The 15311-nt window shown below is 42.1% G+C and carries 12 protein-coding genes; 9 read left to right on the forward strand and 3 right to left on the reverse strand.

Going from position 1 to position 15311, the window contains the following annotated elements; all coding sequences use genetic code 11:
* The first annotated feature begins 593 nt into the window (after nt 1–593).
* The 5 genes from LN893_RS16585 to rlmB all read left to right on the forward strand — a co-directional run bounded on the left by LN893_RS16585 (nt 594) and on the right by rlmB (nt 7707).
* Complete coding sequence (locus LN893_RS16585) at nt 594–1508, forward strand: bestrophin family protein (protein WP_229972038.1); 915 nt, start codon at nt 594–596, stop codon at nt 1506–1508.
* A 347-nt stretch (nt 1509–1855) separates the two neighbouring features.
* Complete coding sequence (locus tag LN893_RS16590; RefSeq protein ID WP_229972040.1) at nt 1856–2491, forward strand: T9SS type A sorting domain-containing protein; 636 nt, start codon at nt 1856–1858, stop codon at nt 2489–2491.
* A 126-nt stretch (nt 2492–2617) separates the two neighbouring features.
* A complete protein-coding gene (locus LN893_RS16595) occupies nt 2618–5575 on the forward strand; it encodes a glycosyltransferase family 117 protein (RefSeq protein WP_229972042.1) in 2958 nt (985 codons plus the stop codon).
* Between the two features lie 93 nt (nt 5576–5668).
* Nucleotides 5669–6919 (forward strand): GWxTD domain-containing protein, encoded by a 1251-nt coding sequence (locus tag LN893_RS16600; RefSeq protein WP_229972043.1) that lies wholly within the window; start codon nt 5669–5671, stop codon nt 6917–6919.
* Nucleotides 6892–7707 carry a 23S rRNA (guanosine(2251)-2'-O)-methyltransferase RlmB gene (gene rlmB, locus LN893_RS16605; protein WP_229972045.1) on the forward strand — a complete coding sequence of 272 codons (816 nt, stop codon included), beginning with the start codon at nt 6892–6894 and terminating at the stop codon, nt 7705–7707. The genes LN893_RS16600 and rlmB overlap by 28 nt, the downstream gene beginning before the upstream one ends.
* A 120-nt stretch (nt 7708–7827) precedes the next feature.
* Here the strand turns inward: rlmB and LN893_RS16610 are convergent, their stop codons facing one another.
* Together LN893_RS16610 and LN893_RS16615 are read right to left on the reverse strand one after the other, a co-directional pair.
* On the reverse strand, nt 7828–8904 hold the full coding sequence (locus LN893_RS16610) for a mannose-1-phosphate guanylyltransferase (protein WP_229972046.1): 1077 nt from the start codon (nt 8902–8904) through the stop codon (nt 7828–7830).
* A gap of 4 nt (nt 8905–8908) precedes the next feature.
* A complete protein-coding gene (locus tag LN893_RS16615) occupies nt 8909–9880 on the reverse strand; it encodes a KpsF/GutQ family sugar-phosphate isomerase (protein ID WP_229972047.1) in 972 nt (323 codons plus the stop codon).
* 68 nt (nt 9881–9948) lie between these two features.
* Here LN893_RS16615 and recQ point away from each other — a divergent pair, with 68 nt between their 5' ends.
* Both recQ and purD read left to right on the forward strand, forming a co-directional pair.
* Nucleotides 9949–12126, forward strand: coding sequence for a DNA helicase RecQ (gene recQ / locus LN893_RS16620; protein ID WP_229972048.1), 2178 nt, complete (start codon nt 9949–9951; stop codon nt 12124–12126).
* Nucleotides 12127–12310: 184 nt separating this feature from the next.
* Complete coding sequence (gene purD / locus LN893_RS16625) at nt 12311–13603, forward strand: phosphoribosylamine--glycine ligase (RefSeq protein WP_229972049.1); 1293 nt, start codon at nt 12311–12313, stop codon at nt 13601–13603.
* A gap of 78 nt (nt 13604–13681) precedes the next feature.
* Here the strand turns inward: purD and LN893_RS16630 are convergent, their stop codons facing one another.
* Nucleotides 13682–14095: a BrxA/BrxB family bacilliredoxin gene (locus LN893_RS16630; RefSeq protein ID WP_304621776.1), complete on the reverse strand. Its 414-nt coding sequence runs from the start codon at nt 14093–14095 to the stop codon at nt 13682–13684.
* A gap of 353 nt (nt 14096–14448) precedes the next feature.
* On the opposite strand from LN893_RS16630, the gene LN893_RS16635 reads away from it, so the two are divergent.
* Both LN893_RS16635 and LN893_RS16640 read left to right on the forward strand, forming a co-directional pair.
* Entirely contained in the window at nt 14449–14778 is a 330-nt protein-coding gene (locus LN893_RS16635; protein WP_229972051.1) for a hypothetical protein, read from the forward strand.
* 189 nt (nt 14779–14967) lie between these two features.
* Nucleotides 14968–15306: a transmembrane 220 family protein gene (locus LN893_RS16640; protein ID WP_229972052.1), complete on the forward strand. Its 339-nt coding sequence runs from the start codon at nt 14968–14970 to the stop codon at nt 15304–15306.
* Nucleotides 15307–15311: the final 5 nt, after the last annotated feature.

Here is a 15311-nt window from a genome sequence, read left to right on the forward strand (position 1 = left end):
GCTTAAAGAATTAGCTAAATGAATTCAAAACAGCCTCTTAGTTTTTCAGGATTTTTATAACCAGTAAAAGGTTGGCTATTGCGTTTTTAAGCGAGCATGTTAATTTTAATCTCATTCTAATGTCATATTAATCTCTGGTTAACTTTATCTTGTTTTATTTGTAATATTTCCCCCATCTGTGCTTTGGGGGAAGGATAAACATAACTCGCTGCCAGATAGAATGCAGTTGAACCTGCTATAGGGAAACGGTTACCATCTTACCTTCTTATTTGTGTTTAAACAAGTATATGCTGCTGATAAGCTGAGGCATGGGCTGGTTAATTATATGCATTTAAAGTGTTGCAAAATTTAGCTATTCTGTTCACATTATCCTTGATCAAGATGTTACAAGCGGTATTGTTTCTTTTATCGATGAATTTGATGTGAGCCTGGTGGTTACTTCTAAAAAGAAATGTATATTCCATGGCCTGAAGCTGGGTAAAATGTTTTGCTTTAGCGGCACAGCTATTACTACACAGGTGTCTTAACTTTTTTTGAAGTAAGGTGCAGTTATTTACTCAAAGGTTAATTAAGCCAAATTAATAAAATTATTTATGTTGTTGAAAACCAATATCCCTATTAAATATACATTTGGCAAGATCAAGTTTGAGATCTTTTTTGTTACGGTTTATGCTTCCCTGATTGCCATAGAAGATAAGGTGTTTCATTTTATAAATATTTCTATTCCGCTAAGTGTGCCTATGGTACTTGGTACTGTGCTTTCGCTACTACTGGCGTTTAAGTCTAACCAAGCTTACGATAGGTGGTGGGAAGCAAGAATTGTATGGGGAGCTGTCGTAAACGATTCCCGCACACTTATCAGGCAAATGCTTTGCTTTACAGAGGCTCCATATGCCACAGAAGAGGTGAGGGTGTTGATTGAGCGATTTACTAACAGGCAAATTGCCTGGTGCTATAGTTTAGGCATGTCGCTCCGAAATAGAATGGACATTGATAAAATAAGAAAGTACTTATCAGATGAAGAGCTTGCTTTCATTTCTAAGCATGATAATATACCAAATGCGCTGCTGGAGTTGCATGCTCGGGACCTAAGATATGCCTTGAATGAGGGTTGGATGAACAAATTTCAGCAGGTGGAGGTAGACGGTACCCTGACACGGTTAACGGATTCTATGGGTAAATGTGAGCGCATAAAAAATACTGTTTTCCCTGTTACCTATACCCTTTACACTCATTTTTCGCTGTTCTTTTTTGTCATGCTGTTGCCTTTTGCCCTACTCGAAATATTTGGTTTTTTTGAAGTGCTGATGGTAATTGCCATTTCTTCTGCTTTCTTCCTGATCGAGAAAATGGCCATTCATTTGCAGGACCCATTTGAAAATAAGCCAACTGACACTCCAGTTACAGCCATAGCCAGTACAATTGAAATTAACCTGAAGCAGATGATAGAGGACGTAAATATTCCTGAGAAAATAAAACCTGCCGAAAATAATTACTATGTGATGTGATAACGGTTTGTTTAAAAACCACGACTTCTATCATTTAGCGATTTGTTAAATAGAGGCGTTGTTAGTTTGTGCCAAGTATAAATTATGGCTGAATAAGTCTAGCATAAAGGTGTATACTTTGTGTAGAATATAACACTTAGGTGATGTAGTTTTTAGCGTGGTTATAGGCATAGTTTTTGCTATATGTTGTTTTAAGAAGTTTTTTAGTATATTCAGAATGCTTAATTAAGCATTCTGTTTCTTTCTAATATCTAGGATTTAATATTTATTATTTATTATTTTAAAATAATTGAGCTATATTTGGTGCTTAAAGTCATACGTATGGTTTATAACTGTAACATGCTTATATGAAGAATTTTACAAAAGCGATATTGGTAGTCACACTTACAGCTTCACACCTGCTGGGGTTTGCAGTAAAAGCAAACAGTTTGGTGGTCGTAAAGGAAGCGAGTGAAGGAGTGAGCCCTACATATAAAGGCGGAAATACCGTTTGGAAACTTGTTGAAGGAAACCGTGGCGGACTGGTTTTGTCAGCGCAAAATGCAAAGGTGAAATTTGTAAACAGAGAAAATGAGCATACGTGCTCAAAAATATATTCTGCTGCCGTTAGTCCATCTTTTCATGCTGTAGAGCTGCACAACACAAACAAAACGGTGTTTGCTTCTGCTATGCTAATGGCGTATGCCCCAGTTCCTGGCGGTAATGGCCTTATCAAGGATTTGCCTTCTATAAACGCTTATCCAAACCCTTCGCGCGGTATTACAAGGCTTACATTGTCGCAAACAAACGGAGAGAACTACAAGATCAGAATTACCAATACAATCGGTAAGGTAATCAGAACAGTAGCTTTGCCTAGCATAGAGTCTGCTGATGTTGCGCATGTAGAGTTAGACATGACAACGTACCCAGCGGGAGTGTATTTCTATAGTTTGCTGGTAAACGACAAGACCGTGGAAACAAAGCGTCTTGTGCTTCAAAAATAAATTAGAAAATTAGTCGTTTGGTAAAGGAAGCTGGTCTGATAGGCCAGCTTTTTTTGTATAAACTTATTAAAAGTAAGCTACAGCTAAGCAATATTTATTATTTTCGAGGCTGAATTTAACTTAGCTATGACGGATTATCGAAGGATAAACAACCTGGTAGGCTGGGTCGTGTTTTTTATTGCGACAACAGTCTATGTATTAACTCTAGAACCTGTAGCCAGCTTTTGGGATGCTGGCGAATTTATAGCCTGCTCTTATAAACTCTTAGTACCACATCCGCCAGGCGCCCCTTTCTACCTTCTTGTTGGACGCATGTTTTCTATGCTGGCATCAGACCCAAGCCAGGTGGCCTGGTGGGTAAACCTTTTATCAGCATTATGTAGCTCCTTTACAGTGCTATTTCTGTTCTGGACAATTACGATACTGGCACGAAGGCTACTGGTAAGAGAAGGCGAGGTAATTACAAGTGGCAGGCTTTTACTGATTATGGGTAGTGGTATTGTCGGTGCTTTAGCCTACACTTTCTCCGATTCAGCCTGGTTCTCGGCTGTCGAGGCCGAAGTTTATGCCATGTCCTCGTTCTTTACAGCTATTGTGTTCTGGGCTATGTTGCGCTGGGAGGCTAAGGTAGGTGTAGCCTATTCTGATAAGTGGCTTGTTCTGATTGCTTATTTGGTAGGCCTTTCGATTGGCGCGCACTTGCTAAACTTAGTAACCATACCTGCACTCGCTTTTATCTACTACTTCAGGTTATACAAGCCAAACCTAAAAGGCGGCATCATTGCTTTCCTGATTAGTGTCGTAGTGGTAGTTGCTATATTGTGGGGTATTATTCCAGGCTTGCCTACTGTGGCTGGTAATATAGAAGTCTTCTTTGTAAACGAACTAGGGTTACCTTTCGGCTTGGGTATTATCTTCTTTGCTCTAATTCTATTAGGAGCCATTATTTACGGTATCCGCTATTCTATTAAGCATCAAATTCGGGTGCTCAACACAGTTATACTTTGCTTTATATTTGTGCTGATAGGATACTCATCCTATATGATCATACCTATTCGTTCTACTTACGACCCTACAATTGATGAGAACGACCCAGATGACATTGTTAGCTTTGTAGCTTACCTGAAGCGCGAGCAGTATGGCGATAGACCGCTTTTGTATGGTCCGCAGTACAATGCACAGCCAACAGGTCAGGAAGAAGGTGCGCCGCGCTACATAAAAGGTAAAGATAAATACATACCTACTCCCAAAGGAGGAAAAGCCATCTACGATAGCAAAGACAAAACGCTCCTGCCGCGTATCTACAGCGATAACCCGCAACATATTGAGGAGTATAAAAAATGGGTAGACCTGCGGGAGGGGCAAAAGCCAAGCTTTGGTCAAAACCTTAGCTTTTTAATGCGCTACCAACTTGGGCACATGTACTGGCGCTACTTCCTATGGAATTTTGCTGGGAAAGAGAGCGATGTGCAGAACGCTGGCGTGTTATGGTTTGGGAAAGATGAGAATGGCCTTCCTGCCCGTATAGCGAACAACGCTGCCCGCAACTGCTTTTACCTGCTGCCGCTTTTAGTTGGTATACTTGGGCTGATTTACCAGGTGCGTAAAAATGAGCGAGACGCTTTTATTATAGGTCTTCTTTTCTTCTTTACGGGTATTGCCATTGCCTTATACCTCAACCAGCCACCAGTAGAGCCAAGAGAAAGAGACTATACTTTTGCAGGTTCCTACTATGCCTTTAGTATCTGGATAGGGCTAGGTGTGCTGGGGCTTGCTGAACTATTGCGAAAGGTGTTGCAGAACGATGTGCTGCGCGGTGGTATAGCTACTGTTCTTTGCTTATCGGTGCCAATAATCATGGCTGCCGAAGGTTGGGATGACCATGATCGTTCTCAACGCTACCACTCTGTAGAGTCAGCGAAAAATCTGTTAGATTCCTGCGAGCCAAATGCCATTTTGTTGACAAACGGTGATAACGACACATTCCCGTTGTGGTATGTGCAGGAAGTAGAAGGCTATCGTACAGACGTGCGGGTGGCAGTGCTAAGTTACCTGAACACCGATTGGTACATAGAGCAGATGATGCGCAGGTCTTATGAATCAGCACCATGGCCGCTTACCATTGAGGAAGATAACTACAGGCAAGGTAAAAACGATTACCTACCGTTTGTAGAGCGTCAGCAGGTAGCTGCAGGTATAGATCTGAAGCAATTCATTAATCTGGTGCAGGAAAACCATCCAGCGTTACAGGCGCAGTATGGGGCTGGTACTACATTACTGACCTTCCCTACAAAGAACTTCTTCTTAGATGTAGATACAGAGAAAGTGAAACGTCTAGGTTTTGTAGCAGACGAAAAGCAGGACCAGATAACGAGCAGAATGCAGTGGACGATCAATAAATCGTTGATAGAGAAAAAGCATCTTGTACTTTTAGATCTTCTTGCAACTAACAACTGGGATCGTCCTGTTTATTTTTCAAGTACTGTGGTAAGCTCAGATTACATCGGTCTTTCTGATTATTTTCAGCTAGAGGGGCTTGCAAACAGAATTGTGCCTGTTAAAACTTCTGATGCAAGTGGGCAGGGAGGCTTCGTGAACAAGGAGAAGATGTATGATGTGCTGATGAACAAGATGCGCTTCCGCAACTTTGATAATCCAGATGTATACCACGATGAAAACTACTTTCGTTTTGCTGCCAATGCCAGAGAAAAATTTGGCAGGCTTGCTGCAGCTTATATCGAGGATGGACAGATAGAGCGTGCAAAAGAGTTGATTAACTATAGCTTTAAACAGTTGCCTCCATCTACAGTGCCATACGATTACTTTACGCCCCAGTTTATTACCTTGTATGCACAGGTTGGGGAAGAGGAGAGATCCAAGCAACTACTGGAACAAATTGTGGAAAACTCCTTTAGCGAGCTTGACTACTATATGGCAAAAGGCTCTTTGTTCAATAGTGAAGTGCAGGCAAACTTTTATACGCTGCAACAATGTATGGAAGCAGCGCAGCAAATAGGCTTAGAAGATCGTGCTATGCAAATACAAGAGAACCTGATGCAATACGTGCAGCGTATGCGTCGTTAAACAAAATACGGAGTTAAACAGTAATAAAGCCTGGTTGCAGAATTGTAGCCAGGCTTTATATATTAAGAACAACAGGTAATACGTAGGGCGTTTATGAGGAGATTATTTGTACTTCCCGAATTAGCTGTAATAGTGCTTCTATTGCTGGTCTCCTCTTGCGCAACGTCCCCGCCTCCTGTTATTTCCCAAAATGTAAGCAGTGCAAATACAGTAAGGCCAGAGCTGGCGATGCAGCATGAGTTTTATGCTGCTAACGATAGTCTGTATCTGTATTTTAAGTTTGAAGACTTGCAGCAGGTACTAGATTTGGCAGCTACAGCAAAGCTACTGGAGTACAGCATAAGGCAGGGTAGTACGGAGCAGGACCCAGCGCTAATGTATGATTCTGTGCCTTATATCAGTCAGCTTAATGTTGAGGCAAACGGCCATGCGTATTATAGTGTGCAAGTGCCTGGGCATTTAATAGCACAGCCGAACTACTTGCACATGCGCCTCTGGCAAGAGTCGAATGATGGCTTAAAGCTTGGAACTTACTTTGCGCTGCCCCTATCTGCCCAGATGTTAGAAAAAAGCTACCTCTTTAGAAGTAGCAAAACGGGTAGGCCACTTTTCAGAAACTACCTTAACCTGAACGAGAGCTTAATAGTAACCAAAGCAGGAGAGACAGATACGCTTGAGGTAAGTTTGTTAGATGCAGCCTTTGCACCAGCTGCACCTCCTATGGCAGTAAGGCCAGAACCAGCTCCTAAAACCATACAAATAGCAGAAAGGTTTTATTATGCCGATGGCGACACACTGTCGTTTCCACGGAAAGGTATCTATCTGGTGGAGCCAAATGCAAGTGGCTCTAAAGGCATATTGGTTCAAGACGGAAGCTATCCTCAGGTTACTATGGCTCAGGAACTAATATATCCACTTGTATACATTACAACATCCAACGAGCGGGAAGCACTTTTGAATGCTCCAGATGCCAAGCTGGCGCTTGACAATTTTTGGCTTAAGGTAGCTGGCAACGATGAAATAAATGCACGGAACCTGATCAGGCAATACTACGGCAGAGTAGAAACAGCAAACAGACTCTACACTTCGCACAAAGAAGGCTGGGCAACCGATAGAGGCATGATCTACATTATTTATGGCAAGCCAAGCAGAGTTACCAGCACCAGAGGGTCTGAGGTATGGACCTATCGGGAGTCTCCCACACAGCCATACGTTAAGTTCGTTTTTAACAAAAAAGAGAATACCTTTACAGAGAATCATTATGAGCTGGTACGGAATCCTAATTACAAGGAAAACTGGTACAGCACTGTAGCAAAATGGAGAGCAGGAATAACAGACATGTAGGCAGCCGCTATGGCAGCCCAAGAGTACCCAAAGAAGATAAAATGGAGATGATTTTCGGCTCCAGACCTATTGTAGAGGCAATGCTGGCAGGCAAAGTGCTAGAAAAGATATTTCTGCAGAAGGGCGCACGAAATCCTACGACAGACGAGATTCTGGAACTGGCTAAAAAAGCCGATGTGCCAGTTGCCACAGTTCCGATTGAGAAGCTAAATAACCTTACACGTAAAAACCACCAGGGAGCAGTAGCATTTATTTCTGCTATTACTTATTCTCCGCTAGACGAGATTGTGACTGCTTTGTTTGAGAAAGGCAAGAACCCGCTTCTTCTTATCTTAGACCGCATCACGGATGTGCGTAATTTCGGTTCTATTGCCCGAAATGCAGAGTGCCTAGGTGTAGATGCCATCGTGATACCAAGTAAAGGTGGTGCACAAATCAATGCTGATGCTATAAAAACATCTGCAGGAGCCCTGCACATAGTACCAGTGTGCCGTGAACCGAATTTGAAAAACACCCTTGACTACCTGAGGGACTTTGGCATACAGATAATTGCCTGTACCGAGAAAACGGAGGAGCGGCTTACGGAAACAACTGTAGATTTTGTTGGCCCAACAGCAATCATCATGGGCAGTGAGGAAGATGGTATATCGCCAGAATATTTAAAACGTGCCGATGCTAGGTTACGAATTCCGTTGATAGGCCAAATTGGTTCCTTGAACGTGTCGGTAGCTACAGGTATTGTACTGTATGAAGCCATGAGCCAGCGCTTGAAAGAAGCAAAAGCCTAAAGCGCCTTTCTTATTTCAGAGCTAAGGCCTTTTTTAGGAAAGTTGGAATAGAGATAAAACAGAAGGGGAAGCACTGCAGTGTTTCCCCCTTCTGTTTTATCTAAAACTCTTTGTCTTATGCTAAATATAATCTACTCCTTTTTTTGATTTAGCATCGGCCATAAATTCCTTCACCTTTTGCTCTTCGCTTTTCTGGCAAATCATCAATACGTTGTCGTATTCGGCTACAATATAGTCTTCCAGTCCTTGCACAACTACCAGACGAGATTTCGGGGTTTTTATAATACAGTTCTTCGTATCATAAAGCATTGCATCTCCATCTATCACATTTCCGTTTTCCTCTTTCTCTCCGATAGTGTATAACGAGTTCCAGGTGCCCAAATCAGACCAACCTATATCACTTAATACTACATACACGTTATCTACTTTCTCCATAATACCATAATCTATAGATACATTACGGCATTGGGTATAGGCTTGTGAGATAAACTGTAGTTCTTCTGGTTTGTTATAAACAGCCGAACTGTCTTCAAATATTTCTGATATTTCTGATAGATGCTGCCTAAAAGCTTTGATAATGCTCTGAGCGCTCCAGATAAAGATACCAGAATTCCATACAAAGTCTCCGCTATCCAGAAACATCTGGGCAAGTTCGAGGTTCGGCTTTTCAGTAAAAGTTTTAACCTTTTTTATAGCTTGTGAGGAATCATCTATGTACTGAATATAGCCATATCCTGTGTCAGGTCTGCTAGGCTTGATCCCAAGCGTAATAAGTACATCGTTCTGTGCGGCGGCAGTTAAGCCTTCTTTTACTACCTGGTTAAAAGCCTCCTGCTTCAGCACGACATGGTCTGAAGGCGTTACTACCAAGTTTGCATCAGGGTTGATTTGGGCAATTTTGTAGGAAGCGTATGCTATACAGGGTGCTGTGTTACGGCCGATGGGCTCCAGCAAAATCTGGTTGTCGGTAAGTTCAGGCAACTGCTGCTTTACTAAGTCAGCATAGTCTTTGTTCGTAACTATGAAAACGTTTTCAGGCGGACAGATGTCTTTGAAACGACTCATAGTCATCTGAAGCATGCTTTCACCTGTACCTAGCACATCATGAAATTGCTTTGGGTAGTTTGTTCGGCTGAATGGCCAGAATCGGCTTCCGATGCCGCCTGCCATAATAACAACGTAAGTGTTTTTGTCCATATATTTATACTATGCCTTCTCTGAGCAAATCGTGTAGGTGAATAAAGCCCTCGAAGTTACCAGATTTAGTTACAATAAGTTGGGTGATACTTTTATTTTGCATAATAGCCATAGCCTCTGCAGCATATTGATCGGCTTCTATGGTAATGGGAGAGGCTGTCATGATGTCTTTTGCTTGAATATCAGCGATAGAATCGAAATTGTTCAGCATACGTCGGAGATCGCCGTCGGTTATAACTCCTGTTATTATCTTTGTATTATTTTGTACTACAGCGGTGGCTCCCAGCATTTTAGAAGATATCTCGATGATAATTTCTTTCAGGGAAGCAGTTTCCGTAACGACAGGAGCCTGGTTCTTGCCATAGATATCATCTACTTTCAAGTACAGGCGTTTGCCTAAAGCTCCTCCTGGATGCAGCACTGCAAAGTCTTCGCTACTAAAGCCTCTTGCCTCTAGCAAGCTTACCGCCAAGGCATCACCTAGAGCAAGTGCAACTGTTGTACTGGTAGTTGGCGCTAAGTTATGCGGACATGCTTCCCGCTCCACATAAGCATTAAGTATAAAATCAGAGTTTTGACCTAGATAAGAGTCTGGAGTACAAACCATAGCCGCCAGTTTAGCTCCCTTTCGTTTCAGCAACGGAACAAGGACTTTTATTTCTGGAGTGTTCCCACTCTTAGATATGCATATTACAAAATCTTCTGGTTGTATCATACCCAAATCGCCATGAATTGCATCGGCGGCATGCATAAATAGGGCAGGGGTTCCTGTAGAGTTCAGCGTAGCAACAATTTTGGTAGCGATATTAGCACTTTTACCTATGCCTGTTACTACTACACGGCCTTTTATCTGAAGGATGGCTTCGACGCAATTTTTGAAGCGTTCGTCGATTAAATCCGCTACTTTAGCGATTGCCTCAGCTTCTAGGCGCAAGACATTTTTTGCGGTCTGAATGATGTTATTCTGAAGATTCAAGTTAAATTTGTATAAAGGTAGTCTGGAAAGAGTACGCTGCAGTAAAGAATTATTTTGTAAAGAATTACATGTCACTTACAGAGATCAATCTCAAAAACAAATTAAAGGAAGTTTTTGGGTATAATCAATTTAGAGGTAATCAGGAGTTGATAATACAAAACATTATCAACGGGAAGAATACTTTTGTGATTATGCCTACAGGCGCTGGCAAATCGTTGTGTTACCAGTTGCCCGCACTTTCTTTGCCAGGTACAGCTATCGTTATATCGCCGTTGATAGCTTTAATGAAAAACCAGGTGGACCAGCTGAACGCTTTTGGCGTTAATGCTCACTTTTTAAACTCTACATTATCTAAATCAGAGATAAATAGAGTAAAGAAAGAGACACTTGCAGGGGAGGTAAAATTATTATACGTAGCGCCAGAATCACTGACAAAAGAGGAAACGGTCGAGTTTCTGCGTAATTCTAATATATCATTTGTCGCCATAGACGAGGCACACTGTATTTCGGAGTGGGGACATGACTTTCGCCCAGAATACCGTCGCATCCGTGGTATTATCGACCAAATAGGAAATTTACCTATAATTGCACTTACAGCTACTGCTACTCCAAAAGTACAGTTAGATATACAGCGCAACCTGCAGATGGATGAAGCTTCTGTGTTTAAGTCTTCGTTTAACCGTACTAACCTATACTATGAAGTACGCCCGAAGCACAACACAAAGAAGCAGGTAATACAGTACGTTAAGAAAAATAAAGGCAAGAGCGGTATTATATATTGCCTGAGCCGAAAGAAGGTAGAAGAAATTGCCGAGTTGCTTCGTGTAAACGACGTAAAGGCGCTACCATACCACGCTGGCTTGGATTCAAGTGTGCGTATGAACAATCAGGATGCTTTCTTGAACGAGGATGCAGACGTGATTGTGGCTACCATTGCCTTTGGTATGGGTATAGATAAGCCTGATGTTCGTTTTGTTATTCACTACGACACTCCTAAGTCTATAGAAGGTTACTACCAGGAAACGGGCCGTGCTGGCCGTGATGGTATGGAAGGTAATTGCCTTATGTTCTATAGCTATGATGATATTGTTAAGCTAGAGAAGTTTAATAAAGATAAGCCAGTAACAGAGCGCGATAATTCTAAGCTGCTGCTGCAGGAGATGGCTGCCTATGCCGATTCTGCTGTTTGCCGCCGTAAGCAGTTACTGCATTATTTTGGTGAGACTTACGAAAAAGACTGTGGCTTCTGCGACAACTGCCTGCATCCGAAAGAGCGCTTTGAAGCGATGGAAGAAGCACAGCTAGCGCTAAAGGCTGTACAACAAACTGGGGAACGATTCGGAGTTGATCATATTACGGCAGTACTAACTGGCTTAAGAAACCAATACACAACAAGCTACGATCACGATAAATTGGAAGTTTTTGGTGCTGGCAAAGGAAACGATGCACAGTTTTGGAGCTCCGTTCTACGCCAAATTCTGCTTTCAGAGTTCCTGGAGAAAGATATAGAGAACTTCGGCGTTGTTAAGCTTACGCAGAAAGGTAGAGACTTTATTCAGAACCCAAGCCCGATACAGCTTACCAAAGACCATGACTTTGAACAGGAGGTAAAGCAGGACGAGGAAAAAGAGGAAAACCAGGCTGCGGCAGGTCACGACGAGGTGTTATTCGACATGCTGAAGAACCTGCGCAAAAAGCTTGCAAAGGAAAAGAATCTGCCTCCGTATGTGCTCTTCCAAGATCCATCTATAAAAGAGATGGCCACTGTGTACCCTACTACCAAAGAAGACCTGGCACATATTGCAGGCGTTGGTATGGGTAAGGTGCAGAAGTTCGGTAAGCCGTTCCTGGACCTGATCAGCAAGTATGTAGAAGAGAACGATATTGTTACAGCTGCCGATGTAGTGGTTAAAACAACTGTAAACAAGTCGAAAATAAAGATTTACATCATTCAGCAGATTGATAAGAAGGTAGACCTAGAGGAAATAGCGGCCTCTAAAGACCTGACAATGCAGGAGTTGATAGAGGAGATTGAGCATATCTGCTATTCTGGCACAAAGCTGAACCTGAATTACTACATAAATAATGTATTAGATGAAGAGCGCCAGGAAGAAGTTTATGACTACTTTATGAGTGCCAGCACCGACAATATTGCGGTGGCACTAAAAGAGCTTGGCTCCGACGACTACACCGAAGAAGACCTGCGCCTGATGCGCATTAAGTTCTTGTCGGAGTACGCGAATTAAAGCAGTTGGGGTGCTTTGCCTAATAAAAGCGGCTGGTAAATAAACACCAGCCGCTTTTGTTTATAGACAATAGCTTTGTAGCTTAAAGCAAGCAACAGCCAGTATAAATTCTTAACTTTGCAACAGTTAAGCGCAGTGTAAATTACTGCTAAACATAAAATTATCAGCCTTAAACATTTAGAATATGAACGTTCTTGTGATAGGGTCAGGAGCCCGTGAACATGCTCTTGCCTGGAAGCTACGCCAAAGTGAATACTGTGATAAAATATTTGTAGCACCTGGCAACGCTGGAACCTGCGAGTTTGGAACAACTGCCTGTATTGATATTAACGATTTTGATGAACTAGCAAAGTTTGTCACCGACTTCGATATCATGATGATAGTTGTCGGTCCTGAGAACACGTTGGTAGAGGGTATACATGATTACTTTTTGCGCTCAGAGTACCTAAAACACATTCTGGTAGTAGGCCCTACAAAGGCAGGTGCATTGTTAGAAGGCAGCAAAGACTTCTGTAAATCATTTCTAAAGAAGTACAACATACCTACGGCCCGCTATAGAGCGTTCACTGAGGCCAACTACCGAGATGCGGTTGAGTATCTTAAAAACCATACTTACCCTGTTGTTATAAAGGCCGATGGTTTGGCTGCTGGCAAAGGAGTGATTATAGCACAGAACTTAGACGAAGCACTTTATGCGCTTGAAGACCTGTTGCGAAACAAGCGCTTTGGCAATGCCAGTAGCAAAGTAGTAATAGAGGAGTACCTTAGTGGTATCGAAGTGTCAGTGTTTATCCTAACAGATGGCAAAGACTATGTGCTGCTACCAGAGGCAAAAGATTACAAACGCATTGGCGAAGGCGACTCAGGCTTGAATACAGGTGGCATGGGAGCTATATCGCCAGTTCCTTTTGTCGATGAAGTATTTATGCAGAAGGTAAAGGACCGTGTTATCTTGCCGACGTTGCAGGGCCTACAGGCCGAAAAAATCCCTTATACTGGTTTCCTGTTTATCGGCCTGATGAGTATAAACGGAGAGCCTTATGTAATTGAGTACAACGTGCGTTTAGGTGATCCAGAAACAGAGGCTATACTGCCACGTATAAAGTCAGATTTGTTTGAGATGTTCCGCGCTTTGCACGATGGAAGCCTTGGTAGCTTTAAGCTAGAAGTAGATCCGCGTACTGCAGCAACGGTTTTCCTGGTTTCAGGCGGATATCCTGAAGGGTTTGAGAAAGGAAAAGAAATAACAGGTATAGAAAACGTACCGCAGGATGTGCTGGTATTTCATGCTGGTACAAAACTGGTGGATGATAAATTAGTAAACAACGGAGGCCGTGTGATAACGGTAACGGCACTAGGTGATACAATGGATGAGGCACTAGCTAAAGCTAACAGTGCTGCTGAAGCTATTAAGTGGCAAGACCGTTACTACCGTCATGACATAGGCTTCGATTTGAAGCGCCTGGAGGTAAAGTAGTGCTATCAGCTACATCTAAAAAAGAAGGCCTGCAACTTTTCAGTTGCAGGCCTTCTTTTTTAGATAGAATAAATATCGTTAGCAATACGATTCAAAAGCACCTTTCAAATTGTCCACGATACGATGTAACTCATTGCCTTCTATGTGGTGACGCTCAATCATATGTACAAGTTCACCATCTTTGAACAAAGCAATAGAAGGAGAAGACGGAGGGTAAGGTAGCATGTGCTCACGAGCTTTTGCTACAGCGTCTTGTTCCATGCCTGCAAAAACAGTAACAAGCTTGGCAGGCTTCTTATCAGTAGCTGCCACTGCCATTTTAAGAGCAGGACGCGCTTTTGCTGCTGCACAGCCGCACACCGAGTTAACGGCTACCAAAACAGTTCCTTCTGCCTTTAGTGCTTGTTCTACTTCTTCAGCACTCATCAGTTGCTCAAAACCCGCAGAGGTTAAGTCCTCGCGTATTGGAGCAACCATATATTCAGGATACATTGCCATAATTATCAGTTTTTAAATACTATTTAATTAATCTTCTGCAAAAATAAGAAATAATATGCAGTTAAGGTACATGCTCTTAACCTATGTTTGAGAAGATAAGTGCCAGAGAAGTAGAAAGTATTTACAACATAACTACATCAAAGCATATTCAGCGGGATTCTCTAAAAAGGTTTTTACCGAATGAAACTTAATATATGTTTATAAGTATATAGCAAAACTTGCTACTACCAATAAGGAGATATTTTGAGCTATAAGATAGGCTTCGTTTTGCCAGTGCACTTTTCTATAAGCTACAGAAGTTGGTAGGGAGCTACATGTGCCATCTAAGTTAAGTTTGATAACCCTACATGAGTGACATTAGAGTGCCTAAAGTAAGCTATTACTACAAACCTACCAGTGGGTATAGTCCTGCAGAAGTAGTTGAAGTATTTAACTGTACCTCGTTATACATACAAGTGCCTACGCAGGAGTTCGACCTACAGCTTAATCTATTCTTTCAGCGTGATATGACTGCTGAAGAAAAGGAAGAATTTGGAAGAAAGCAGACCTGGAGAATATTTACATGTTGGGGAAAGCTGGAGCAGACACATTCAGAAGCAGGAGTTAGTAAGGAAATAATAGAGAATCTGCAGTGCTGCAAAAACGATTTTACCTTATCCGAAAGAGTAGCTGCATAAGTTTAAGTTTCTATATTATTAGAAGAACAATGTAGCGCATAAGTTGGCTAGGAATGCTGCTTTGAAGATAGCTATGTTTAAGCTTCTTTTGTACATTAGTGTTAATGTTTTCGTAGGTGTAACAACATTAATCACACTTTCTTTATGAGCTCAAAATTGCTTCGTTTCGTTTATGGCTTTTGCTGCCTCATGTTAGTTATATTTTCACTTTGGCAGTTCAACGATCCTGATCCCTGGTTTTGGATAAGTATTTATGGGTATGCCGCTTTACTTGCTGGGCTAGCTGCTTTTAATAAATACTATAGGTATTGGGCCTTGGCTGGAGCTGTACTGTTTTTTCTGGGTTTCCTGTATCTCTACCCAAGTTCAGTTTCGGAGTGGGTGCAGCAGGAGTGGACTCAGCAAGACCTGTCTATGAAGACCGAAAGTATGGAGCAGGCTCGTGAGTCTTTCGGTCTTTTAATAGCTGCGTTGGTACTTGCACTTGTTTCTTACGGTGGTTGGCGTAGCAGGAAAATAGCTTATTAGAAAAG

It is taken from the genome of Pontibacter harenae, assembly GCF_020907245.1.
Lineage (GTDB): Bacteria > Bacteroidota > Bacteroidia > Cytophagales > Hymenobacteraceae > Pontibacter > Pontibacter harenae.